At 57.0% G+C, this 25,726-nt stretch carries 21 protein-coding genes; 9 read left to right on the top strand and 12 right to left on the bottom strand.

Translation table 11 applies throughout. The features are described 5' to 3' along the window. Positions 1-18: 18 nt before the first annotated feature. From ACQR3R_RS03085 to ACQR3R_RS03060, 6 genes are all read right to left on the bottom strand, one after another. Entirely contained in the window at positions 19-1,488 is a 1,470-nt protein-coding gene (locus ACQR3R_RS03085) for a carbohydrate porin (RefSeq protein WP_428270531.1), read from the bottom strand. Positions 1,489-1,540: 52 nt separating this feature from the next. Continuing rightward, positions 1,541-2,758, bottom strand: a complete 1,218-nt coding sequence (locus ACQR3R_RS03080; RefSeq protein WP_428270530.1) for an MFS transporter — start codon at positions 2,756-2,758, stop codon at positions 1,541-1,543. 222 nt (positions 2,759-2,980) lie between these two features. Continuing rightward, positions 2,981-5,350, bottom strand: a complete 2,370-nt coding sequence (locus ACQR3R_RS03075) for a hypothetical protein (RefSeq protein ID WP_428270529.1) — start codon at positions 5,348-5,350, stop codon at positions 2,981-2,983. A gap of 41 nt (positions 5,351-5,391) precedes the next feature. Beyond that, a complete protein-coding gene (locus tag ACQR3R_RS03070; RefSeq protein WP_428270528.1) occupies positions 5,392-6,141 on the bottom strand; it encodes an ABC transporter permease subunit in 750 nt (249 codons plus the stop codon). A 7-nt stretch (positions 6,142-6,148) separates the two neighbouring features. Beyond that, positions 6,149-7,156, bottom strand: coding sequence for an aliphatic sulfonate ABC transporter substrate-binding protein (locus tag ACQR3R_RS03065; protein WP_428270527.1), 1,008 nt, complete (start codon positions 7,154-7,156; stop codon positions 6,149-6,151). Then, on the bottom strand, positions 7,153-7,992 hold the full coding sequence (locus ACQR3R_RS03060; protein WP_428270526.1) for an ATP-binding cassette domain-containing protein: 840 nt from the start codon (positions 7,990-7,992) through the stop codon (positions 7,153-7,155). Before ACQR3R_RS03060 ends, ACQR3R_RS03065 begins: the two co-directional genes overlap by 4 nt. Before the next feature lie 144 nt (positions 7,993-8,136). Here ACQR3R_RS03060 and ACQR3R_RS03055 point away from each other — a divergent pair, with 144 nt between their 5' ends. Continuing rightward, entirely contained in the window at positions 8,137-8,862 is a 726-nt protein-coding gene (locus ACQR3R_RS03055; RefSeq protein WP_428270525.1) for a UTRA domain-containing protein, read from the top strand. 121 nt (positions 8,863-8,983) lie between these two features. Further along, a complete protein-coding gene (locus tag ACQR3R_RS03050) occupies positions 8,984-10,186 on the top strand; it encodes a diguanylate cyclase (protein WP_428270524.1) in 1,203 nt (400 codons plus the stop codon). A gap of 363 nt (positions 10,187-10,549) precedes the next feature. On the opposite strand, the gene choX is transcribed toward ACQR3R_RS03050, so the two are convergent. Further along, on the bottom strand, positions 10,550-11,491 hold the full coding sequence (choX, locus tag ACQR3R_RS03045; protein WP_428270523.1) for a choline ABC transporter substrate-binding protein: 942 nt from the start codon (positions 11,489-11,491) through the stop codon (positions 10,550-10,552). A 90-nt stretch (positions 11,492-11,581) separates the two neighbouring features. Here choX and betI point away from each other — a divergent pair, with 90 nt between their 5' ends. Next, positions 11,582-12,172, top strand: coding sequence for a transcriptional regulator BetI (gene betI / locus ACQR3R_RS03040; protein ID WP_428270522.1), 591 nt, complete (start codon positions 11,582-11,584; stop codon positions 12,170-12,172). Between the two features lie 2 nt (positions 12,173-12,174). Then, positions 12,175-13,599, top strand: coding sequence for an amidase family protein (locus ACQR3R_RS03035; protein WP_428270520.1), 1,425 nt, complete (start codon positions 12,175-12,177; stop codon positions 13,597-13,599). A gap of 269 nt (positions 13,600-13,868) precedes the next feature. On the opposite strand, the gene ACQR3R_RS03030 is transcribed toward ACQR3R_RS03035, so the two are convergent. The 3 genes from ACQR3R_RS03030 to ACQR3R_RS03020 all read right to left on the bottom strand — a co-directional run bounded on the left by ACQR3R_RS03030 (position 13,869) and on the right by ACQR3R_RS03020 (position 17,190). Beyond that, positions 13,869-14,576: a methyltransferase domain-containing protein gene (locus ACQR3R_RS03030; protein ID WP_428270518.1), complete on the bottom strand. Its 708-nt coding sequence runs from the start codon at positions 14,574-14,576 to the stop codon at positions 13,869-13,871. Between the two features lie 116 nt (positions 14,577-14,692). Continuing rightward, positions 14,693-16,819 carry a TonB-dependent receptor domain-containing protein gene (locus ACQR3R_RS03025; RefSeq protein ID WP_428270517.1) on the bottom strand — a complete coding sequence of 709 codons (2,127 nt, stop codon included), beginning with the start codon at positions 16,817-16,819 and terminating at the stop codon, positions 14,693-14,695. 152 nt (positions 16,820-16,971) lie between these two features. After that, complete coding sequence (locus ACQR3R_RS03020; protein ID WP_428270516.1) at positions 16,972-17,190, bottom strand: chloride channel protein; 219 nt, start codon at positions 17,188-17,190, stop codon at positions 16,972-16,974. A 442-nt stretch (positions 17,191-17,632) separates the two neighbouring features. On the opposite strand from ACQR3R_RS03020, the gene ACQR3R_RS03015 reads away from it, so the two are divergent. From ACQR3R_RS03015 to ACQR3R_RS03005, 3 genes are all read left to right on the top strand, one after another. Then, a complete protein-coding gene (locus ACQR3R_RS03015; RefSeq protein WP_428270515.1) occupies positions 17,633-18,313 on the top strand; it encodes a winged helix-turn-helix domain-containing protein in 681 nt (226 codons plus the stop codon). Then, positions 18,291-19,679: an ATP-binding protein gene (locus tag ACQR3R_RS03010; protein WP_428270513.1), complete on the top strand. Its 1,389-nt coding sequence runs from the start codon at positions 18,291-18,293 to the stop codon at positions 19,677-19,679. The genes ACQR3R_RS03015 and ACQR3R_RS03010 overlap by 23 nt, the downstream gene beginning before the upstream one ends. Before the next feature lie 93 nt (positions 19,680-19,772). Further along, positions 19,773-21,023, top strand: a complete 1,251-nt coding sequence (locus ACQR3R_RS03005; protein WP_428270511.1) for a serine hydrolase — start codon at positions 19,773-19,775, stop codon at positions 21,021-21,023. A 67-nt stretch (positions 21,024-21,090) separates the two neighbouring features. Here ACQR3R_RS03005 and ACQR3R_RS03000 read toward each other — a convergent pair whose 3' ends face one another. Continuing rightward, positions 21,091-21,975, bottom strand: coding sequence for a LysR substrate-binding domain-containing protein (locus ACQR3R_RS03000; protein WP_428270509.1), 885 nt, complete (start codon positions 21,973-21,975; stop codon positions 21,091-21,093). A 108-nt stretch (positions 21,976-22,083) separates the two neighbouring features. On the opposite strand from ACQR3R_RS03000, the gene ACQR3R_RS02995 reads away from it, so the two are divergent. Together ACQR3R_RS02995 and ACQR3R_RS02990 are read left to right on the top strand one after the other, a co-directional pair. Beyond that, a complete protein-coding gene (locus ACQR3R_RS02995) occupies positions 22,084-22,473 on the top strand; it encodes a Rid family hydrolase (protein ID WP_428270507.1) in 390 nt (129 codons plus the stop codon). Positions 22,474-22,518: 45 nt separating this feature from the next. Next, positions 22,519-23,910, top strand: a complete 1,392-nt coding sequence (locus tag ACQR3R_RS02990; protein ID WP_428270506.1) for an FAD-dependent oxidoreductase — start codon at positions 22,519-22,521, stop codon at positions 23,908-23,910. A gap of 245 nt (positions 23,911-24,155) precedes the next feature. On the opposite strand, the gene exaC is transcribed toward ACQR3R_RS02990, so the two are convergent. Next, positions 24,156-25,676, bottom strand: coding sequence for an acetaldehyde dehydrogenase ExaC (gene exaC / locus ACQR3R_RS02985; protein WP_428270504.1), 1,521 nt, complete (start codon positions 25,674-25,676; stop codon positions 24,156-24,158). Positions 25,677-25,726: the final 50 nt, after the last annotated feature.

Below are 25,726 nucleotides of genomic sequence, written 5' to 3'. Positions count from 1 at the left end.
CCTGAAGCAAACCATGGATCAGAAAAACAGCGTGAGGCCAACTTGCAGATTAAGGGTATCTTTGACGTCTGGACTAAATGAGGGATGCTCTACATAACTTAGACCTGTACGCAAATACGCACCGGCGGCGACTCTAAGATTGTAAGCGAGCGTTGTAGACCTTGAATCATCTGCGTTCGAAACATGAATCTTGTCGAGCTTTTTATTGGCGTCGTCGCTGTAGCTTGTATAACCGTACTCCAGCGTCAACATGTCAAACGGGCGCGCATCAATCAGCCCTTTTGCGAACACGCGAAAGCCGTAATACAGGTTGAACAAATTGCGATCTTCTGGCGCAGACATCCAGGTGAAACCGGCATACAGTCCGCGCGACGCAATAGCGCTGTTGAACTGATAAAACTGGTAGTCGCCCAGCACATAACCGGCGTAGTTATCGTCACTGAGTTCGCTACTCAAAAACTGGTTATAGTTCGACGTGTTGTAAATATAGCCCGCACGCAGCCATGCATACGGGGTGCCCGGCGTCGCGTTGCGTTTAAAACCAAGCTCATCAATGTACAGCGCACCCGCATGATCCACGTGCAAGTCAAGTTCGCCGAGATGGCGGTCAATTTCTGGCCCCATTCCGTCAGGACTGATACTGCGTTGCACGCCGAACTTGTTGTAGAAGTTGCCGAGGTTCAAGGTAACGTTGGCTGCCGGGCTGGAAATGGGCGCATGGCTCAAGCCGACCTGATAGGGGATAAGCGCCTGCAGGCCTTGAGTGCCGCCCACTAATGTGCCGCCAGTGAAAGGGCCGATATATTCGAGATCGTTGGGCAACACACCGATTTTGAACTCGACGGTTTTATCCCACAGGCTCTGGTAATAGGCGATACGCGTGTAGCTGAATTTCGACGAGGGATTCACTTCATCCCAGCTGGAGTAGAAACTTCCAACGCCAAAGATAAACTGGCCATTTTCCAGGCCAACTTGCCCCAGATCGTAAGTAATCCCTGCCACCAGGTTCGACGAGTAAGTAGGACGCTCGCCGCTGTAGGCTTGCGGATTGTGCCGATCGTGATCAAGGTAATTATTAGTAAAGTTGGACATGTTCAGAATATTGAAACCGATGCCATGTTCAGCAAGATCACTGCGCAACCCATCCGCGTCACCGAGGATACTTTCGGAGGGTGGTGGCAACTCGGTGAGTTGACCGTGCTCTACCAATGCATCGATTTTTGCGAATTGCTTTTTACGCTCGATGATATGGCCAAGCAATTGACTGTCGGGCAACGTTTTCTTTGCAGTCGCTGGATCAAGCGACGACGCTGGCTGTATCAATTCCGGGGCAACCTGGCCGATTAAATTGCGGTCAGCCGGTGTTGTTTCAGCCCGAGCATTCAACGCATGAGCTGCCCATATAGCCAGGGATGCCGCGAGCGTAACGCGTACAAATTCAGACGCACGCGTACGGGGTCGGTTATTCCCGTTTGAGGTGGGCCGCATACTGTTTCCTTTTTATTTTTGTTGTATTCAGAAGAGAACGTTTTGAATCGGGCTATGTCACTTTGGTTAAGTTAGAACTCCAGGCTTGTTGCGGCGATTTGGCGGACATGCACAACAAGCCAAATGCCAGAACCGGGAGGATCGGAAACAGCATCAAGCCCAGGTTGTAAGTGCCGCTTTTATCGAACACCACACCGAGCACGATCGGTCCGAGAATTGCGCCCAGCAGGGTGACCGAAAAGGCACTGCCAAAAATCCGCGCGTAAGCCAATCGGCCAAATCGACGGGCGATCAGATAACCCAAAATATCGATTTCAGCGCCCTGGGTTGCACCAATCAGAAAGCTGGCAGGCAATGCCCAGTTCAGCCCTTCCAATAGCATCAGGAAACCGACCAACTGGCACGCGAGAAAAATACCGGCCACGGTGCGCGTGTGAAGATGATCCAGCAAGGCCCCACCGGACAGTCGGCCGAACAACGACCCGACTGAACCTGCGGCAATGATGCCGGCAATCTGAGCGGCGGAAGCCCCCCAATCCGACAACATCGCGGGCAGGTGAAAGCTGGCACCCACAGCACCAAAAAGCACCAGTACAAAGGCCAGCGAATACAGCCAGAAATCGTGCGTCGCCATGGCCCCGCGCAGGGTTAAACCGTCCTGGTTGAGTGGGCTTTTTTCACCACGACGTTCAGCCTCGGGAATCGGCCCTTTATTGTCTCGAACGAATACGGCGAGGTTAACCAGACCAATGACCAGGGCAATCGCCCCTGCCCCCAGAAAAGCCTCGCGCCAGCCGTGCAGTTGAATGTTCTGTGAAATCAGGTAGGAAAACCCGCCAGTACCGACCGCCAGGCCCGACGAGGTAATGGCAAACGCAAGGCCCAGGTGTTTGTCGAACCAGCGCTGGGTCAAAAACAGGAAGGCCGGATAACTCGCCAAATTGCCCAATGCGACACTCAGTGCCGTGATCGCAACAAAGGCTGGGAACGAGTGTGTGAGCGACAGGCACATGTAGCTGCCACACCCCAACACCGTGCCGACCAGCGCAACGCGGCGTGCCCCAAAGCGGTCGACCAGGTAGCCGGCCAGCGGCATCACCAGCGCGTTGCAGATCGCCGCCACCGAAATAATGATAGAGAACTCGGTACGCGACCACCCGAACTCGCCTGTCACCGACTTCATGAACAGCCCCAGCGGAATCAGCAGAATGGCTGGAGGCGCAATGCTCATCCCCAAAAAGCACCCAACAAGTACTGACCAACGTTTCATGTCTTGTGTCCTTATTATTGTAATGACAGACAAAATGGCGCTTGAAGCCTGAAGACCGATTGGGTTTTTTTACGAGCCTACGTCTACCCGCGAATTATATCAACACCAGTTGATAACATTGATGTTTGCTGATGCTCTCCATTGATCTCACCCAACAAAAAGGGCCCTTAAAGGGCCCTTGATGTACTCAACCAAACTCGCGGGGTCAGCCAGAACGGCGGCTCAAGAAAGCGTCAAAAACAACGCCGATGTCCAGACGCGCGACTGATCGCGCTGCCGGGCACAGATAAACAACGGGTGTTCACGTCCCCTCTGCAACTGCAAATCGGCGATCGCCAAGCGTCCTTGGATCTCGCGCGGCAACGTCTGCGCCGTCATGCGTTCTACGGATAATTTCAACTCCGCCCCCGGCAACTCCACGACATGCTGCCCTTGGCCCAACAACTGCTCGCCGCTCAGCACCAGCTCGACATTGGGTGCATGGACAAAGGGTTCCGGGTTGGCTGGATCGCCCACCTTGACGTAATTGTCGATGCGGCTGCGTACTTCCAGACGAATGCCGGCCAACTGCGACAGTTCGATTTCAATGCTGTCGGTATCACCATTGGTATCGGTACGAAACGCCAGGCTGGTCGGGTCCTGGCGCCAGACGGTTTGTTCGGGATGATCGAGCCCACAGGCGTCGAAGTGTTTGATCACTGCACCGGTGACCCGAATTTCACCCGTCCAGTAGGCACCGCGATATCGGTCTTTGATACGTGCGCCGCCCAGACGTAAACGAATACGGTGACTGCTGAAACCCAGTTCTTCATGCAGGTTGCGCGACCAGATGAGTTGTTCGCCATCGAACAGATCGACCTGTTCCCAGCCGCTCTCACCGAGCAAACGGTAGTCGAGGCTGGCATTGTCGTCAGTGCTGAACACTTCGCCCATGAAATGCTCCCCCGAACTCAGGCTGGCAAACGAGCGCTCGCCCGTGGTCGCAAACGTCCGGCGGGCGCGTAATGCCTGACCAACGCTTTGGCGATCAAAACCTGCCGACAAAACGCCCGTCAGCCCGCCACGCGATCCGAACACGGCAGTGGCTGGCACGCCACCGCCACAGCGGCCCTGATGCTCGTCGCTGTTGGCTGCCGCGCCGACTCGGTAGCCGCGCTGCAACGCTTCGGCATAGACCCAGTGAAATTGTCCCCACGCCGAACCGACTTCAATCAGCCGTTCCAGCTCTGGGTGGTGCCAGTCCAGATTGCACCGCCGGCCGCCCACGTGAGGCATCATCAAATGACCCTCCGGATCCTTGGCATAGGCGGCGTAGAGTTCATCCACCGGCCAGGCGCCTGGCTTGATGGTGCCGGCAGTGAATTCGTTCCACTCGAAGGACCGCACCAGGCGTCCTTGGTTATCGAACGGAAACTCCGGTTTGCGGCCATGCAGGAACACCACGTTGCGGTCACCACCCGCGCAGGAATTACCGCACCACTCGGTTCCCGGATAGCAGACGAACCGCCCCGGCTCGTTCAGTTCGTGAATCAACACTACCGCTTGATCCCAGCGTTGCTCAGTGATGTTGAAGTCATTAGCGGTGTAACCGAGCACGTCCAGCCCTGCCACGTCGCGGCCATAGCTCAGGTTATACAAGGTGTCATTGGTGCCCACGGTGTCGTCGGAATGCACATGCAGGTCGGCGTAAAGCGGCCTTAATGCAGCCCCTTCAGGGTCAATGTTGATGAACGCCTGAGCCGGTCGAACCGTGGGATCCGCGACGTGCGCCCGCACTTGCCACTCGCCGGTTTCGCCTAAACGCAATGCTGGCAAACGCACAACTGCCCAGCCCTCGCTGGCGAGCGTGAACGCTATGTCACGCTCGGTATCGTTCGGCCCGCTCAGGCGCAGGCTGCCGTGCAGCGGCAACTGACGGCAGGTATTGCCCCAGGCGTCGTCGACCCGCAGCAAGATGTCGAACGCCTCACCGGAACTGACCAAACGCGGCGCAATGACCTGCAGCTGGCTGGCGGCACCCGGCACGATGTCCCACAACAGATCCCCCGGGACTTCCGCGAATTTCGAGCTGCCCAGCGGATCGATGAACAGCCGCAGCCGGAAATCTTTCTCGACAAAGCTCTGCACGCGAGTACCCGCCCCACCCTGACGACGGTCACCGAGGCGAATCACAATACGATCACCCGGGTTCAGATAACCGTCGATGATGTCGATGATGATTGCCTTCTGGAATGGCCGCTCGTGCCCCTTCTGGTCAAACCGGACTTTAAGGTGCTGCACGGTTGCCTGACTTTGCCCCGGGACTAATTCACCCGCCTGATACTCGGCGCTGACGTAGTTGGCACCCGATGGGTTTGAAGTCTGAAACAACGCCCAGTCCGAGTAGAACTTGAAGGCCAGTTTCAACCAGGCGCCGTCGGCCAGGCCGCTGGCGCCCACCTCGTAAGTCAGGGTGATTTCGTCCCATTGCCCGGCGACCAGCGTCTGCCGGTCACCGCTGATACTGCCCAGAAACGGACGGGCCTTGTTGCGCTCATAAAGGCCTACGGGAGCGGTGTATTCACCGGCGTCACGCGGATCGAAAGAAGTCATCAGGATGCACCTCGTGCAGGATCGAGTAGAAGTAAGAAATATCAGTGGGCACGCCAGGCTTGGTAACGGCGCTCGATGCGGCGGAACACCAGGCTTTCCATGAGCCAGGCCAGCAACCCGATCAAGGCGATGCCGAGCAATACCTGGCTGCTGTTGCCGATTTGCCCACCCATCGACACCATCCAGCCAATCCCTTGGGACGCGCCGACCATCTCTGCCGCGACCAACGCACGCCAACCCTGGCTGAAGCCAATACGTAGCGCAGCAGTCAGAAATGGCAGCGAGGCCGGTAAATAAACGTGGGCCAGCAGTTGCCAGGTATTAGCCCCCAGCGTGCGCGCCGCCCGCACCTCGCCACCGCGAATGCCCTGCACGCCTTCCTGGATAGTGACCGCCATGGGGAACACGGCCGCGATGAAGATCACCAGCACTATCGAGAAAAAACCGAAACCGAAAATAATCAGAATCAGCGGCGCCCAAGCGATGGGCGGGATCGCCATGAACAGGCTGTTTAGGGGCGCAATGAAGTCGCGAAAGCGCCGAGAAAGTCCTCCAGCAGTCCCCAGCAGCACAGCCACCAGAACCGCAGAGAAGAACCCGGCCAGTTCCTCCAGCATGCTGGCGCGAAATTGCTTCCACAGTGATCCATCATTGATCCAGCGGATGGCCTCTTGCGCGACGACCCAGGGTTGCGGCAGCACGTAACTGGGGAATCGTGAGGCCAGGATGATCCAGACCAACAGCAAAAACGGCAGTGAGGCCCAGCCCCAGTTGGGTTTCGGTATCGACATCAGAGGCTCAGCGCGAGGCTTTATCCAGGTAAGAAGTGTCCACCAGATTTTTCGCATCCAGGTGGGTGTTCATGAAGCCCAGTTGCGTCGAGTAATTCATCAGCCGCTGAATGAACTGAATATCGCTGTCCTGCAACTCGGCAGACCACCCAAGCCGAGTGCGCGCCTGGGCGACAATTTGCTCGGGACTGATGGTTTTGCCGTCTGCACCTTGCACGGCCTCAAGCTTGAAAGCATCGGCGATGATGCGGTTGGATTCATCAGGATGCTGATTCAAAAAGTCCACAGCCTTGCGGTGAGCCCGGAGCCGTTTGACCACATCGTCGGGGCGTTCCTGCAAGGTCTTGGGCAATGCGATGACCACGTACCAAGGGTATTGCGGGAGCGCCTGGTTGACGTCGAATAGCACGCGACTGTTGCCGCGCAACAACGCCTGGCTGACAAAGGGTTCCCATGTGAATGCCGCATCAACGATGCCCCGTTCCAGCGCTGCATTCATGTTGCCGGGAGGCATATCGATGATCTCGACATCGGTGTCGGGATTGAGTCCGGCACTTTCCTTGAGCACGTAGCCGCGCAGGAGCACGTCCATGCCACTGCCTTTTTTCACACCGGCCAGTTTCTTTCCGTTGAGGCCCGCCAAGTCATGGATCGGGCTCTTGTTGTCGACGATTACCGCCGCTTGCCCATAATTGACCTTTGCCAGAATCGTGCTTTGCAGCCCTCGCGAGTACCACTGATAAACCGGTGGTGTGCCGACGTAAGCCACGTCCAGCTCCCCCGCCGCCAGCGCTTGCTGAATCACCGGGCCATCGCCCAGCGCCTTGAGGTCGACGTCCAGTCCTTCCTGCTTGTAGAAACCCTCTTTGTCGGCGATCAACGCAGGAGCGTTGGCCATGGCGAAAACATAGCCGATACGCAGGGGTTTATCGGCTGCCGAAGCACTCGAAGCCGATGTGAAAGCAGCCAAAGTAAATGCGGCCAATGAAGCGGCCACGAGCGTGCGTTTGATCATGTGGTCAACTCGGGAGAAGGAGAAACTTGAACAGCGCCGGGTGCCTGCGCCATCACGTGGGAAATACGCGCCATGAGCTCATTGCGATAATCGAGAAACGCCGGCAAACGGCGTGTCTGCAAATTGCTGCGTGGGCGTGGCAAATCGATTTTCAATTCACTGTGAATGCCGCCCGGAGCGATGTTCAGCACCACTACGCGATCAGCCAGAAAAACCGCCTCGTCAATGTCGTGGGTGATAAACAACACGGTTTGGCCCAGCGTCGCCCAAATGCGCAGCGTCTCTTCGTTCATGCTGTTGCGGCTGATTGCATCCAGTGCCGCGAAAGGCTCGTCCATCAGCAATACGCTTGGCTCCAGCGCCAGGGTTCTGGCCAGCGAAACGCGCTGTTGCATACCGCCAGACAGTTGCTGCGGTAACCGTTGTGCTGCGTGCTCAAGGCCAACCAGGCGCAGGTAAGAAAGAGCTTTCTCGCGCTGTTCGATGGCGCTGCCCTGCCCGGCCATGCGCAGGCCGAAACGAACGTTTTCCAATGCACTGAGCCAAGGGAAAAGCTGCGGAGACTGGAACACATAACCCAGCTCATCACGCTCTGGACGAATCGGTTCGCCATTGATGTGAACCCGTCCCGCGCTCGGCTGCTGAAACCCCGACAACAGGTTGAGCAGCGTGGATTTACCGCAGCCGGAAGGCCCGAGGATTGCGACGAATTCCCCGGCACGCGCGCTCAGGCTGAACCGGTCGAACACGTGATGGCCGCCCAGGTAGCTGAAACTGACGGACTCAACGCTGATCGCATTGACGGACGGGTGAGACTTTAATGGAGTAGAAGACATGGCAAAGGCGATGAGGTCGTTTACAATGGGCGTCCTGATATAATACGTATTAATACAAGTTGAAGTCATATCGTCTTGTCATATCCTTAGAAGCAAAGACAGGTGCCACTGTTTCAGGCGGCCCTCAGCACACGGAATAGAACAGTGACCATCCTTCGCGACAGCACAACCTCCCTTTACCAGCAGATCGCCGAACAGTTGCTGGATGAAATCCATCGCGGTGCTTTTGAGCCGTCAGGCAAGTTGCCGTCGGAGGCCGAAATAGGTCAGCGCTTCGCCGTCAGCCGAGTGACTGTGCGCTTGGCAATCGGCAAGCTGAGTGACGAGGGGATCGTTGAACGCAAACAAGGCAAAGGCACATTCGTGGCCGCCAAACAATTGCGTCACGGCCTGGACGCCTTGCGCAGTTTTCATGAAGCCCTGTTGCTGCAGGGTCTGAAACCGACCATGCAAGTGATCGCGCACCAATTGGTGAGCACCCCGGAAAGCCTGCGTGACATGTTCCCGGACGCCACCCGATTGCTCTGCGTAGAGCGCCTGCACTTCGTGGACAACGAGGTGATTGCCCTGGGCCGCAGTCACCTGCCTGCCGAGCTCGAAAAAGTGGTGTGGGAAGACGTTCAACAGCAACCGATCTATTCGGTGCTGGAGCAAGTCACCGGTAGCGCGGTCAGCCGTGCCGACATGGCGATACGCGCGCAACAGGCTGACAAAGGGTTGGCAACGGCCCTGGGCATCAAGCGTGGCACAGCGTTGCTGGTGATGGAACGCACCTCCTGGTTTGCCGATGGCCGCTGCTGTGACCGCACGACGTTCTACATCAGGCCAGAGCGCTATTCGTTTGTGGTGAGCGGCGTGTTCAAGGTCTGAACCCAGGTGATTATTGGCAGATTGCTGGATGGACGTAGACGAAAAAACAATAACCCTGCACTTCATCAGCTCAACTAAACTTGCCGCCAGAATTGCTCCTGTCAGCGGCCGGTGAGACCCCATGATTGCCCATACCCCCACGCTTTTTGCCTGCGTCGCCTTAGTGGCGACGATCATGGCGTTTTGTCTGATCGTGGTCGGCGAATTCAACCAGCGTGACGGTCTGCTCACCATTGGCTTTGGCTTGTTGGCTCACGCCCTGGCGTATGTGGGTTACACCTTCTTCGGTCATGCTCCGTTGTGGTTCACCTACGGCGCCGCCAACACTTTACTGTCCGTGGCACTCGCTTTTTATGGGGCCAGCCTGTTTCGGATTGTCGAGTTGCCCGTGTCCTGGTGGCGGGTATTCACTCCGGTGGCAATGATGCTGGTGCTGATGGTCAGCCTCATCGATACCCTGGAGCCGCGAATGCTCGCCTCCTCTCTGGTATTGATGGTGCAATGCGCCTTGATCATCTACTGGACGTTGCGTCACATCCCCGCCAAGGGTCGTGCACGCATGCTGTTGATCATCGGTTCCAGTATCAGCCTGATCGGTTTGGGCATGCGGGTGGTGGCCGTACTCGGCGGAGGTGCGGCCGAAATGCGCTACGACGTCAGCAACCTCAAGCAAACGATCTCGGTCAGCATCGGCACATTCACCGCGATGATGATTTCCCTCGGCCTGGTGCTGTTATCCAAAGAGCGCAGCGAATCCCAGCTTCAGCACCTGGCGCTGCGCGATGTGCTGACGGGCATTCTCAACCGTCGGGCCATCCTCGATCTGTTCTCTAAAGAACTGGAACGCTCGCGCCGAGACAGTGCTTGCCTGGCAGTGGCCATGGTCGATATCGATCACTTCAAAAAGATCAATGATGCGCATGGTCACCTGGCGGGGGATGAAGTTATTTGCCACTGCGTCAACCACCTGACCCAACGGCTTCGTCATTCCGACAGCATTGGTCGTTATGGTGGCGAGGAATTTCTGCTGTTGCTGCCCTCCACCACCCCCGATGGAGCCATGGCAGTGCTCGATGAACTGCGCGCCTCTTTAGCCGAGGCACCGGTGCAATACGGCGATTCGCACATTGAACTGCGCATCAGTATCGGCGTGTGCTGTGTGGTGCCCAGTGAAGACGACACCATTGCCAGCCTGCTGGCCCGCGCGGATGAGGCACTCTATGAGGCCAAGGCCATGGGCCGTAATACCTTGCGGCTGGCGCCGTCGCGCCCCCTGCAACGTGATGCCGCGATGGGTGATCTCTCACAAACACTGAGCGAATGAGCGAGTTTTCCCCAGTCGTTAATAACTCAGAACCACCTCTTACTTGTCAGGCCGAAAATCGTCTGCTGCATGCCGCCGAACAGTCAGCATGCCCCAAGAATCATATTGACCTGCTCGACCTCGGGCCTGCCGCAAAGTGGGCGACCGGAAGTCACCTTTGGCGCCTCCAAATTCGCCCTGCGCGGTATAGCGGAAGCGCTACGCGAAGGGTACAGGCAGCAACGCCTCGGGGTGACGTGCCTGAACCTCTGGCCGGTTAATTGGGAGCTTAGACGTTGTAAGGACGCGCCCGGCAAGTGAGTACCAGGCGCTAAAATATTCTCTACATGTTCTGGATATATTTGATTTGTAGAGATATGCCACCTATTGAGGCGCTACCTCCATATGAGACTTTACCGCGGTGAGCCCAGGTAGTCCTTCCAGTGTCTGAACATTATCCAGCGTTCTCTCAAGCCATTCGGGATGATCACTCAGCCACTTTTTCACGGCCGCACGTGGTGCGAGGCCACCATTGATCACGTAGTCCATCATGGTGTTTTCGGCGTCTATAGAAAACTCCAGATTCTTCAGCAATCTCCCCACGTTAGGGCATTCATCCAGATATCCCGCACGCACGTCAGTCCGCACTGACGATGCGCCGTAATTCGCTCCATAGTACTTATCACCGCCTGACAAATATTCCAGCTCAATATTCTTGTTCATTGGATGAGGCGCCCATCCCAGAAACACGATCCAATCGTTCTTTCTTATTTGCCTAGCGACTTGAGTGAGCATGCCCTTCTCACTTGACTCAACCAGGCTCCAGCTGCCCAGGTTATAGGCATTATCCGCGATAAGATTCTGGATCGGTTTGTTTCCGCCAGGCTCAACCCCATAGATTTTCCCACCAAATTTTTCCTTGTAAGTGTCCAGATCGGCATAGCTTTTCACACCTTGCTCATAGACGTATCGCGGAACCGCCAAGGTAAATTTTGCGCCGGTGAGGTTCACTCGCACTGTCTGAATAGACTTGTTGTTGTAATAGGGTTGAGCCGCCTCGATCAACGCCGGATCCCATGTCCCCAGGAACACGTCGATGCTCTTGCCCTCCATTGCCTTGTAGGCAATACCCGTCGACAAAGTAATGACTTTTGGGACGTAACCCAGCCCTTCCAATACTGCTGTGGTCAATGACGTGGTCAAAGCGATGTCGGTCCACCCCACTTCTGCGAACTGAGGCGCGCGGCACGCCGCAGAGTCCGCGGCGCCGGCAATCCCCTGGAATGTCATCAACAGCACAGCACAACCGATAGCACTGCTTTTCATATTGGATCCCCTTGGGTTCTCTTGTTTTTTGGAGAGCCTAGTGATAACTTTTTTTTCATTCATCGTCCAATGAAAAAAAAGAGCACCTCTATGCCAAAGGTTGGAATGCAAGAAATCAGAAAAAAACAGCTCGTCGAAGCGACGCTCAACCTTATTGGTGAGCAGGGCATGGCAGGTACGAGCATGACCCAAGTCAGCGCTCGCGCCGGTTTGGCGAACGGCATCGTGCACCATTATTTTTCAGACAAGAATGCTTTGCTCGAAGCCACCTTGAGAGAGCTGAACAAACGCATAAATGCCGAAATTTTTGCGCGCCTACGAACGTCCACAACACCAGCCGGGCGTGTTCTTGCGTTTGTAGACGGAAACGTCAGTGCCTTGAATCTGACAAAAGAAAACGTCGCGGCTTGGCTGGCTTTCTGGGCCCAGGTACCTCAATCCGCAAAATTGCAACGGATACAAAACGTCGTCGCGCGGCGAAGCCACTCATTACTTTTTTATGCTTTGTCAAAGACCATGGATAAGGCAGCAGCCCACTCCAAAGCGCAGATGATCGCGATTTTCATCGACGGTTTATGGTTGAGGGCTGCGGTCGATTGCAGCCCAGACACGATTGATGATTCACGTCGCTTGGCTTACGAGTTCCTCAACAACGTGCTTGGTTATAATCTGGAGGCGTAGAAATGACACCTGATGAGTATAAAAGTCTTGATGCCGTTGGCCTTGTTCAATGGTTGCAGTCCGGAAAAGTCTCGCCATTGGAACTGGTGAACCTGGCAGCCAAAGAAATTGAAACTCAGGACCCAACCTTGGGTGCGGTCGTTGCAATCAATGTCGAAGATGCGCAACGAGTGGCGCTAGATCCCAAGGCTGGACCACTCTCGGGTGTACCTATCCTGATAAAGGACACCAACATCGATGTAGCAGGTTTTGCAACCAGGCACGGGTCCCGGTTATACGAGAACGCCGCACCGGCGCAGATCGACAGTGAATTTGTGCATCGATTGCGCAATGCCGGAGCAATTATTCTCGGGAAAACCAAAACGCCCGAGTTCGCAGGCGACTTTGTTACAGAGCCTGAATGGCAAGGCCCATGTCGGAATCCGAGAAATCCGCAGTACGCTTCTGGGGGTTCAAGTGGTGGCTCGGCGAGCGCAGTAGGCGCGGGAATGGTTCCCGTTGCGCATGGCACCGACTGCGGTGGATCCATCAGGGTTCCAGCTTCCGTTTGTGGCGTAGTTGGCCTGAAGCCAAGCAGAGGACGTAACCCTGTGGGCCCTCACGTAGGTGAGTTTGTTGGAGGCCTAGATTGCGAGCACGTACTGACCAGGACTGTTCGCGATACCGCATTACTGCTGGACGTCCTATCTGGCTATGAGCCCGGTGCCCCCTATGCCGCCCCTCCCGCACCGGCTTCATGGCTGGAATCTCTGAAAGCAAAATCACCACGACTGAAGATCGCTTTCGCCTGCTACCGGCCAGAGGGTTCGAGTATCGATAATGCCATTCACAAAGCCATTTTGAACGCCGTTGATTTCTTAAGTAAGGACGGCCATGAATTACGGCCGTTCAGATGGCCAGACATGAACAATGCTGGTGCAGCTGCTGCGCTATTCTGGCAGATGGAAATAGAGGCTTTGATGGAACACCAAGCGCGAAAACGCGGGTTCCCGATCTCTGATGAGGATGTTGAATGGATTACGTATGAGTTTTACAAATGCTCGCGCCGGAAAACGGCACTTGATGTTCACCATGCCCGTGCCACGCAGAACACAGTTAGTCGTGACATGGCGGATAGCTTCAAAAGCATAGATGTCCTTATCACCCCTACCGTAGCGCTTCCTCCCCCGTTGATAGGTGGCTTTGTAACCACAGGGGAAAGGTGTTTGGACGAGTGGTACAAAAACGCTTACGCATTTTCTCCTTTCACCGAAGTTTTCAACTTGACTGGCCAACCGGCCATCAGCATTCCCGTAGGGATCATGGAGAATGGCCTTCCGATTGGGATGCAAATTGTTGGAAAGTTTGGTGATGAGGAGACTGTCCTCAGACTCGCAAATGAAATTGAAAAAAGCTCACTAGCGACGTGCCAATTTTCAAAGGTTTGATCTCGCCCATGGCTGTCCTTCGCGAAGGGCAGCTAAAGGGTCGAAAGCGATCAGCGCGCCGTTCAAAGCCTCCACCACGAACACCTTCAACCTGATCGACCCGCGCACCGTTTTTTTCACCAACGCCTACTCCGTTAGTCCGGGCATGGCTGCAAACATGGAATGTGGGAGCCAAATACCCGCCACTTATGTGGATGCACAGGACGGTCAGCAGCAGTGAGATGTCGCCCGGGAACTTCCGCGCCGAAAACGACCAGATGACATCCAACTCACTCCTCACCTGACCGCCACGAACAAAACCACCCATGCATCAACCCGGCCTGAAAGAACTGCACAGGGGCTTCAAAACCAGCGGTTTCAATAAGGTTCGCGACCTGTTGTGCGGGCAGGATTGCCACGTCGCTGGCGTAAGCAGCGCGGGCGCGGTCGAGCATTTCTGGCTGAAGATCGCCTGCGCACATCAATGTCAGCCAGTTGCGCAGCAGCACCTCGAAGGCAGGCGTGTCGGTATCGGCGGCGAGGTCGGCGTTTGCCAGTATTGCGTGGGGTTTAAGGCGGCGGCCAATCTCGCGAAAGAACGTGGTTCGGGCGCTCGCCTCTAACAAAAACTGGGACACCAAAAAGCAAGTGGCAGCGTCGTAGCGGGGCTCGGCGTCCAGCGTGTCGAGGTAGCCTTGGTGAAAATCGCAGCGCGAGAGAAAGCCATTTTGAATAGCGCTCTGTCGGCACACCTCAAGCATGGCGCCCGAGGGGTCGATGGCAGTGAAATGCCAACCGGGAAAGCGTTCCGCCAGGTGGGCCAGTTCCGCGCCAGTACCCACACCGACGCACAATATCCGGGCATTTTCCGGCAGGCTGCTGAAGTGAGCATCGAGCAGCAAATACAACGCGTCGCGAATGGGCGCCATTCTCGCCCATTGCTGGTCGTAGTTGGCCGCTTGCCGGTCGAACAATAGCTTGAGTTTTTCATCGCGCATGGGGACACCTTGAGCATTGATAGGCACAACGCGTGGGCCGCGGTGTTGCTTTCATTATCCCAGGCCTGTCAAGCCCCACAAATGTACGGCTGCCACGCCATGGATCACCCGCTGCCTCAAAGAACACTCCACGACACGCCGACATACACCGCCATGCCTTCGCCCGGCGTGGAACGTGCCGCGTCCAGACCGTGGTCGTCATAGCCCGGTGTGACGGTGGCGGCGTAATGCTTGTCGGTCAGGTTGCGCATGTCCAGCCACGCCTGCCAGTCGCCCTTGGGCGCGTTGTAACCCACCGTGGCACCGAATAGCGCGTAGGGATCGGCGTAGTAGCTGTTGGCGTAATCGACTGCGACCTTGGACACCAGTTGCGTATTGACCGCCGCGAAGAATCCCAGCGGCCAGTCATAGCGCAATTCGCCCTGATAATAGTGCATCGGCAAGCCAGGTAAGCGGTTGTCGTCGAAGCGGTCGTCGTCGCGGTAGTGGAAGTCACTGAAGGTGTAGCTCTGGCGCAGGTTCAATTGACCGCCGTCGCCCGATGACCACAGGTTGCTCAGCAGGCTGGCTTCCACACCCTGGTGCACCGTGGGGCTGGCGTTGAGCTCGTAGGGGGTGGTCGCATTGGCATCGGGCAATACCGAGAGCAACTCGTGGCGCACTTGGGCGTAGTACCAAGCCAGGCTCCATTGTCCCGCAGCGCTGTCGCCACGGCCGCCGATTTCCAAGGTGGTGGCGGTCTGATTTTGCAGTTTTACCGGATCACGCTGAGCGCCCGTGGCGGGACCGCTGCCGGTGGGGAATCGGATGTTGGAGCTGTAGATCAGCGACCAAGGATGCGGCGCCTCGACCGAGCGGCTCAGATTGCCGAACAACTGCACATCCGGCGTCAGCTGGTAGCGCAGGCCTACTCGCGGAGCGTAATCCCAGTCATTCAGGCTGGTCTTGCCGCCACTTTGCGGGTAGGTCACAGCGCTTTCACGACGGGTGTAAATGGCGGCGAGGCCGGTGGTCAGCCACAAGTCGTCGGCAATCTCCAGATCATTGCCCACATGCAGAACGCTGTCCGATCCTTGATAAGTGAAGTTGCGCATCAACGTCCCCGGCGCGTACCCGGCGGTGTTGCCAGACGGGATGCGCACAAATTCACTGGCACCGTCATTTGGCAGATGCTTGGTGACCCGCAGGCCTAGCGTGCTGTGGCTTTGCAGGCCCCAGAGCGTATCGCGACGCTTGTAGTCGAAGGTGCCGCTGACGTCCGCATACGCGACCTTCAGACGGTTGGGGCCCTCACGCAGATCCATCGGATAATCGTGATACACAAGGCCGGTCTGGATGCTCGAATCATCATCGATGTAGTAAGTCGTCTTGTTGCCGAAAAAGGTGCTGCCCGGCTCGTCGCGGCTGTCGTCACGTGTCACATAGCCAGGATTGGCCGCGCGTGCAGTGTGCTCGATGGAATACTTGGAAACCCGTCCGGCGAGGTCGTTGTCAGTCTCGCGGTGGCGCAGATAGAAGCGTGTCTCCAGGTTCGGGTTGAAGCGATAGCCGAAGTTGGCGATAACGCCCTGGCTCTTGCTGGCCGTGTGATCCTGGTAGCCATCGGAGCTTGCGTCGGTCAACGCCACGTAATAGTCGAAAGCCCCCAGAACCTGGCCGGAGCTGATCTGGCGCTGCTGATAACCGTAGCTGCCCGTCGCATAGCGCACTTGCAACTTGGGCGAGTCGTAACCCGTGTGGCTGATGTAATCGACGGCCCCGCCCAGCGCCAAGCCCCCCCTGTCGAAACCGTTTGCGCCGCGCAATACTTCCACGCGTTCCAGCCACAACGGCTCGAGCAATTCGTACGGCGTGCCGCCAGGACCGGTCAGCGGCAACCCGTCGAGCATCGTGTACAGCCCTGATGCGTGTGCGCCTGGCGCACGGTTTATTCCCGAACCGCGGATCGATATCTTGACGCCTTCATTGCCCGCCGACTGAGCATAAACGCCCGGTTGATAGGCCAGCACATCCTGGTTACTGGCCACGCGCCCCTGCAAAGGACGGCGCATATCGACCACGTTGGTGCCACCGGGTACTTGGTCGAGCCGGACCTTGGCATCCTCAATCGTCTGGTCTTCATCGCCCTTCTCTTCAGCCCCGATCAGCACCTGCCCCAGCTCCATGCTTTCAGCGGCGGCCATGGCCGGACAAAAAAGGGCCAGGCCTAGCAAAGCAGCGGGCAGGGATTTTGACGGGGGCATCGAGAAAACTCCGAACGTACAGAAACAGGCAATGAACAGTGCGACGTTAGAAAGAACGAAGGAAACACATGGCAATTTTGCTTTGCCCCGTCGAAGGACGGTTTGCGGTGCTGAGCATTCACTGGCGGCATGCCGATCACTGGTCGCTAACTCTAAATCGCCAAAACCAACGCTTCGCTGTCTCGAGCAATAAACAACGCAATCATCGGCTGTGCTGCCAGACCGAAGAGCTCTGCGACATTGGCTCCGATTGCCGCACCTACCGCCAGGCAAGGGGCAAAAATACCGCCGGGGATACCGGAAAAGTAAGATACGTAACGACACCAATTTATCGACCGGTTTACCTTGGTGCGCCAGCCGGGTGGCGGCAATCACCTGGGGAATGCCACTGCCGTGTGAGCCGACAAAAAAACGAGTGGTCAGGCACACCACCAACATGCCCACCAGCGGTGTGTAAACAAAGGGCAGCCAAGGCCGTTCGGCGGTCTGTTGCGCAAATTGCGTCAATGCCAGGTCGGCCAGTCGAGCGAACATCACCACCAGCAAGCCCGCGAGCGTAGCGGCGACACACAGCGTGACTCGCGTGCGCCACCGGATCGATGCAAAACGACGGCGAATCAATAAAAGCGGTTTGAGCACCCGAGTGATTTCCATTGTCGTTGCGAATATATCCGTGGTTTGGAGGGCGACAAGGTTAAGGTGGGTTAAGAAATAGTTAATGTTCGGCGGGACCGTTGCTCACTAGGGTACGCGTCCATCGGCTGTCGACGTTCAGTCGCAAACGCCAAAAAACAGTTCAAAACGGAGGAAGTTATGAGTTGCGCGTTGGTCATAGAGGACGACAAGGTGACGGCGGAAGTCATCATTGCTGAACTCCAACGCCATGGGTTCAGTTCAAGATGGGCCGCTACCGGAAGAGACGGGCTGGCCCTGGCAATTGCAGGGGGTTACGACGCCATCACCCTGGATCGGATGCTTCCTGATTTTGATGGCCTGACGATTGTCAGCACGTTGCGTAGCCTGGGGATTCAGACGCCTGTCTTGATGATCAGTGCGCTTTCCGACGTGGATGAGCGCGTGCAAGGGCTTCGCGCCGGCGGCGACGACTACCTGACCAAACCCTTTTCTGCCATCGAGATGGTGGCGCGTCTTGATGCGTTGCTTCGGCGCACCAGTGCAGACGCAAGCCACCCGCAACTCATTTGCGGCAACCTGCGACTGGACCTGGTCGAGCACAAACTGACCAGGGATGGCGAACACATATTGCTGTTGCCAACCGAGTTCAAACTGCTCAATTACCTGATGCGCAGTGCCGGCCAACTGGTCACCCGCACCATGCTTTTTGAAGAAGTATGGGGTTATCGATTCGACCCTGGGACAAACATCATCGATGTCCATATCGGTCGGCTGCGCAAGAAGCTTGAAGGCGATGAAGGCACTCCCGCCATTCATACAATACGCGGTGCCGGTTATGTCCTTGCTGCCAAAGACTGAAGAATGGCGCTCGTCCGGTAGTCGATTGATCGGTTTCTACGCCCTGTTTTTCGTGGCGTGGGCCGCACTGTTTACAGGCGTGTTGTACTGGGAAATCTCCCACTATCTGGGAACCGTTGCAGAGCGAACGTTACTGCAGCGTGCCCACTACTATCAGAAAATCGACGATAAAAAACTGGTGCAAGAACTGGCTGCCAGTGAAGCCTATTCAACGCCCGGGATTGATGCTTACGGTTTATTCACAGCCGATGGAGAGCACGTTGCGGGAGACCTGCTCAAACTGCGTTCCAGTCTGCCCGACGATGGCAATGTTCATTACCTTGAGCGCGGGCTGAGCATCGCGTTACCCAGCAAAGAAACCAGAAGCAGCTACGCCCTGTTAAATCGGCGGCCCAACGGCAGTATTCTTATTCTGGCCCGTGACGGCGGCTCGATTTCAGCCGTGGGCGGAATTATCGAACAGGCCTTGATGTGGGGTTTCTCGTTAACCCTGATTCCCGGATTGATTGGCTGGCGCTTGTTGCGGCGCCGACCGTTGCGGCGTGTGAAACGCCTGCAGCTGTGCACCGAAAGTATCGTTTCAGGCAACCTGGCGGAGCGTCTGCCCTTGTCCGCCCGCCGCGATGAACTGGATATGCTGGCAAGCGCCGTGAATACGATGCTCGACCACATCGAGCAACTGATGCATGAGGTCAAGAGTGTCTGCGATGGCGTTGCCCATGATCTACGCACGCCTCTGACGCGTTTGCGCGCAAGGCATTATCAGCTCCAACAATTGCCGCTGGACAGTGATCACCAGCACACGCTCAATCAAGCCCTTGAAGAAAGCGAATCCATTATGGTGCGCTTTCAAGGACTGCTTCGGGTGGCCGAACTCGACGATATACGTCGCCGCTCGGCATTCGAACCTTTTCCCATCATGGCGCTTTTGCAACAGGCACATGAGTTTTATGAGCCATTGGCGCTGGACCGCTCCCAGACGCTTTCCCTGGAAATTACCCGTGACGTGCCCAGCGTGTATGGCGACTCATCGTTGCTGTTCGAAGCGCTGGTCAACTTGCTGGATAACGCCATCAAGTTTGCGCCAGTGGGTGGTCATATCAAATTGCGCGGCAGTGTCCAGGAGGCAACGGTCATCATTGAAGTCGTCGACGACGGGGCCGGTATATCCGAGTCTGACCGTACACATGTCTTTCGCAGGCTTTATCGAGGGCAGGCAAGCAGCCTGCAACCCGGACACGGACTTGGCTTATCGTTGGTCGCCGCCATTGTGAAATTGCACGGTTACTCGCTGGACATCCAGCCTGCGGTTATCGGCTGCGGCACCCGTGTTTTGATTCACTGCCCGATGGTTTCAGATGCCTGAATATTAAATTTAACTTAATCCAGCTTAATGTCAGCCCGCCTGCCTTGGGGGCTAACTTGGCAGCACTTTCTGCTGACCCAAGGCCTTTTGCTTGTGAATGACCTGTTGTCCCGGCTTCTGTTAACCGCTCTCTGCGTACTAACGCCTCTTGCCTGGGCTACCCCTGCTCTGGCTGACAATAATACTCAAGGGGCCATGATCCCTGCTGCACCCAAGCTTGGCGCCAAAGGCTGGATACTGATAGACGCTGCAACGGGTACCGTTATTACCAGCCACAACAGTGACACGCGCCTACCACCCGCCAGCCTGACGAAAATGATGACGGCATTTGTCACCACTCGTGAGATCAAGGCCGGGCGAATGAAAGGCGATGACACCGTCACCGTCAGCGAAAATGCCTGGCGTACTGGCGGCTCACGCATGTTTCTTGATCCCGGCAGCTCCGTTTCGGTTCACGACTTGCTCAGCGGCGTGATCATCGACTCGGGTAATGACGCAAGCGTTGCGCTCGCCGAACATATAGCCGGAAGCGAAGGTGCCTTCGTCGCCATGATGAATTCGACCGCTACGGCACTGGGGATGGCCAACACGCACTTCATGAACTCCACCGGCCTGCCGGAACCGGAGCATTATTCATCGGCGCGAGACATGGCAACGCTGGCTCGGGCGATCATCAGCGAAGGTGCTGATTCCTATGCGCTATACGCCAAAAAACACTTCACCTGGAATGGCATACGGCAATCCAACCGCAACCTTCTGTTATGGCGGGACGCAAGCTCCGACGGCTTGAAGACCGGCCATACCGACGCGGCAGGCTATTGCCTGGTGGCTTCGTCGCACCGAAACGGACGGCGTTTGATCAGTGTGATTTTTGGCGCCAGCAGCACACAAAAGCGCACGGCAGAAACGGAAAAACTCATCGGTTACGGCTTTCGTTTCTACGATACCCAAACCTACAAAAAAGCAGGGGAAATACTCACGCGGTCCCCTCTCTGGAAAGGTAAAAACAGATCGATCGCCCTGGGGCTGTTGGACGATATGACCCTCACCTTGCCCAAGAACAAAAATCGCGAATTGGAAACGCGCATGCAGATAGATGGGCCGCTGGAAGCGCCTATCGCTATTGGCACCGTCGTTGGAACACTGGAACTGTACGATGCCGGGCACAAACTGGGGAGCCGCCCCTTGATAGCTCTGGAGGACGTTGAGACAGGCAGTTGGTGGAAATACTGGTGGGATACGACGCACCTGTTTTTCACCCAATTAATCCGCGGCTGGTTCGATGAGACAGCTCCGACATTGCAGAGCCCTCAAAATACAGTGACCGCAAGTACTAACGATTGAGGCCCGGTTAGCGCCTCGATTTTGTCCTGGTATCGACAACCGTTCTGATTGACCTCATGTCGAGGCATTAAGGTGCCGACAAAACCCGGGGCGACTCACTCACCATGTCAAAAAAGGTGGCGAGGATGCGCCGGGAACTCTGCGTGCGAAGGCAGACCAAGGTCTCAGTAAAGCGCCGCTGACAGTCGACGATAGGCAATCCACGTATTCGGGAGTCCGAGCCAAGTTCGGCGGCCGAGACAACGCCCACCCCCATACCAATCGCCACCGCTTCACGCGCCGCTTCACGCCCCTCCACTTCGATTGCCTTGCGAATGTGCAGGCCGGCCGTGGCCATTTCCTCTTCCAGGGACTGTCGTGTTACCGAGCCCTGTTCGCGCAGTACAAGGGGAATGTTGTGCAAGTCGGCGAGGCAAATTGATTCGCGCTGCGCCCATGGATGGTCATGCGCCACGAAGGCAAGCATGGGATCGCTGCGCAGGTGCTGCGACAGCAGACGCTCATCGTCAATGCTGCGTCCCAACAGGCCGATGTCTGCCTGGTGACTTAACACCCGCATCAGGACCTCATCAGTATTGGCGGTCTCGATTTTCACATCGATGCCGGGATACAAGCTGCAGAAGCGTGCCACGTAAGGCAACACGTGCACCGGTGCATCCACGGCCAGGTTCAGGGTACCCGTGGACAGTGTGCGGTAGTCGGTCAGCATGTCATGGGCATTGATGGTGATATCGAACAGGCGCTGTGTCAGACCAAACAAACGCTCGCCTACCTCCGTCAGACGCACCAGACGCTTGTCGCGATAAAACACCCTCACCCCGTAGTAATCCTCGAGCTTGCGCACCTGATCAGACACGGCTGGCTGCGACAAGCACAGTTGATCGGCCGCTCGCGTGAAGCTGCCATTGATTGCCACGGCGTGAAAAGCCTTGAGTTGTGCGTGAGAAATCATCGTCGTGGACCTGGTTATAGACTGAACTTATTCATGCATATGATAAATCGATTTTAATTATCAACAATGACCTGCAAGCATGGTTTTCGCAAGCCGCCGGACCACTGTTTGAACAGTGCCAAGCCCCCGATGGATGAGGAGAACCTGATGGAAATAGAACGTTTCAAAACGGCAAAACGCCGCTCGGACATGGTCCGGCACGACAACCATCTCTATATCGGAGGCCAGGTCGCGGAGGACCTCAGCGGCGATATCGAGGCGCAAACACAGGAAGTGCTCGCCAACATCGAGCAACTGCTGATCAGTGCGGGCAGCAATCGCAAGCGAGTACTTTCGGTGCGCATCCTGCTGGCTCATCGCGAGGACTATGAAGGGCTCAACAGGGTCTGGGACGCGTTCTTTCCCGAAGGCCATGCCCCGACGCGTGCCTGCACGCTGGCTAGCTTGATCGACCCTGGTTTGCGCGTGGAAATGATCGTTGTTGCGGCGTGCGGCTGACCCTTCTGAACCGACATTAAAACAATAACCAACGGAGACGTTTCGATGCGACCCTACTGGCTCGATCAGGCCCTGAAGAACCAACCCGCCACGCCCTGCCCGCCCCTGCAGCAGAACACTCGCGCCGATGTCTGCATCGTCGGTGGCGGGTACACCGGTTTGTGGACGGCAATCATGCTCAAGCAACAGAACCCGGAACTGGATGTGGTGATCGTCGAAGCCGACATCTGCGGTGCCGGTGCCAGTGGGCGCAACGGTGGCTGCGCGCTGTCCTGGTCAGCCAAATACTTCACGCTCGAGCGGCTGTTCGGCCAAGCTGAAGCGGTGCGTCTGGTGACAGCGTCGGAAGACAGCATCAGGGCCATCGGCGACTTCTGTCAGCAGTACGCTGTGGATGCCGATTATCGCCTCGACGGCACGCTCTATACCGCCACCAACGAGGCACAGAAAGGTGCAACCGATGCGGTGGTCGCGGCGTTGGAGCGTCACGGCATCAACTCCTTTTCCAGGTGTCCATTGCCCGAACTGCAACGCATGGCCGGCTCGACGCGGCACATCGAAGGCTGGTTTTCGCCAGCGGCTGCCAGCGTGCAGCCAGGCAAATTGGTTCGAGGCCTGCGCCGGGTTGCACTCGAACTTGGCGTGCGGATATACGAAGGATCAAAAATGACCCGACTGGAGCAAGGGCGGCCGGCCATCATCCATACGCCGGGTGGGCAAGTCGTCGCCGACCGGGTGGTGCTGGCGATGAACGCCTGGATGGCGCGTGCCTTCCCAGAGTTCTCGCGGTCGGTGGCTATCGTCTCCAGTGACATGATCATCACCGAACCACGGCCGGACCTGCTCCAGCGAATCGGCTTGACTAGCGGGGTCACGGTCCTCGACTCGCGTATTTTCGTGCACTACTACCACAACACCCCGGACGGCCGGATCATGCTCGGTAAAGGGGGCAACACGTTCGCCTATGGTGGCCGTATCTTGCCGGTGTTCGACCAGCCATCGCCCTACGAAGGGTTGTTGCGCAGCACCCTGGCCGAGTTCTTCCCGGACTTTGCCGATGTCGGTATCGCCGCCACCTGGAACGGCCCTTCCGATCGTTCGGTTACCGGCCTGCCTTTCTTTGGCACCATGGGGCCGAACAGCAATATTTTCTACGGCTTCGGCTATTCGGGCAGCGGCGTCGGCCCCTGCCATATGGGTGGGCAGATCCTTTCCTCGCTGGTGCAGGGCCTGGACAATCCTTGGACGCGCTCGCCGCTGGTGCAAGGCCCACTCGGCAACTTCCCGCCGGAACCCGTTCGCTACGTGGGCTCACTGATGGTGCGCAACGCCATTCGCCGTAAAGAGCGGGCCGAGGACCATGGTCGACGCCCTCGCCCACTCGATGTTCGCCTGGCAAAATTCGCCGCGGCTGCGGGCAAGGCCGATAAGGGATAACCCCAAGCAAAAACCCCGCTCGGCTGTTGGCCGGGCGGGGTTTGTGCGGCAGCCCCATCGACATCCAGCGTATTGACGGCCTCGGCCACCGTATTCAAACGCAGGTCTCCCCCCAGCACACCCAGAAACTGACAAGGCACCTCGACAGCACAATGTACTGTCGAGGTGCCTACGGTCTCAGGTTCAACGGATAACGTGGGACGCGCGCCTGCTTGTGAAAGCCTCGACGCGGTTTGGCAGCGGGTTTAGAAGAAGCCCAGTGGATTGATGTCGTAGCTCACCAGCAGGTTTTTGGTCTGCTGGTAGTGATCGAGCATCATCTTGTGGGTTTCACGGCCGACGCCGGACTTTTTGTAACCACCGAACGCGGCGTGCGCCGGGTACAGGTGATAGCAGTTAGTCCAGACACGACCGGCCTTGATGGCGCGGCCCATGCGATAGGCGCGGTTGATGTCGCGGGTCCAGAGGCCGGCGCCGAGGCCGAACTCGGTATCGTTGGCGATGGCCAGGGCTTCGGCTTCGTCCTTGAAGGTGGTGATGCTCACCACTGGGCCAAAGATTTCTTCCTGGAACACGCGCATTTTATTGGTGCCCTTGAGCAAGGTCGGCTGGATGTAATACCCGGTCGCCAGGTTGCCCTCGAGTTTTTCCACCTTGCCGCCAGTCAGCAATTCGGCGCCTTCGCCCTTGGCAATTTCCAGGTAGGAAAGAATTTTGTCGAATTGCTGCTCGGAGGCCTGGGCGCCGACCATGGTGTCGGTGTCCAGCGGGTCGCCACGTTTGATCGACAGGACTTTTTTCATCACCACTTTCATGAAGTCGTCGTAGATCGATTCCTGCACCAGTGCCCGGGACGGGCAAGTGCACACTTCGCCTTGGTTGAAGAACGCCAGCACCAGGCCTTCGGCCGCTTTTTCGATGAAGGTTTCTTCGGCTTGCATGATGTCGGCGAAGAAGATGTTTGGCGACTTGCCACCCAGCTCCACGGTGGACGGAATAATGTTTTCAGCGGCGGCGTGCATGATGTGCGAGCCGACCGGAGTCGAACCGGTGAAGGCGATTTTGGCAATGCGTTTGCTGGTGGCCAACGCTTCGCCGGCCTCTTTACCGAAACCTTGCACGACGTTGAGCACGCCGGGCGGCAGCAGGTCGCCGATCAGTTCCATCAGCACCGTGATGCCGAGCGGCGTTTGCTCGGCAGGCTTGAGCACCACGCAGTTACCCGCCGCCAGCGCCGGGGCAAGCTTCCACGCGGCCATCAGGATCGGGAAGTTCCACGGGATGATCTGTCCGACCACGCCCAGTGGTTCATGGATGTGATAAGCGACGGTATTGCCATCGATTTCGGCGGCGCTGCCTTCTTGCGCGCGGATGCAACCGGCGAAGTAGCGGAAGTGGTCAGCGGCCAGCGGAATATCGGCGTTGAGGGTTTCGCGCACGGCTTTGCCGTTGTCCCAGGATTCGGTGATCGCCAGCAGTTCCAGATTCTGCTCGATGCGGTCGGCGATTTTCAGCAGCACCAGCGAGCGAGCCTGAGCAGAAGTAGCGCCCCAGGCATCGGCAGCCGCGTGGGCGGCGTCCAGCGCTTTGTCGATGTCTTCGGCTGTAGAACGCGGAAATTCGGCAATCGGTTGGCCATTGACTGGCGAAGTATTGGTGAAGTACTGACCTTTGACAGGCGCGACGAACTCGCCGCCGATGTAGTTACCGTATTGGCTCTTGAACGAAACGATGGCGCCGGGGGTGCCAGGATGGGCGTAGTTCATGGTGGGAATCTCTTGTTGTTTTTGGATGTGGCCGCTCATGGAACGGCCAC

It is taken from the genome of Gordonia sp. IEGM753 (assembly GCF_050321825.1).
In the GTDB taxonomy this organism is placed as follows: domain Bacteria; phylum Pseudomonadota; class Gammaproteobacteria; order Pseudomonadales; family Pseudomonadaceae; genus Aquipseudomonas.
Note: the sequence above shows the minus strand (reverse complement) of the source record. Positions and strands in the feature narration are given on the sequence as shown.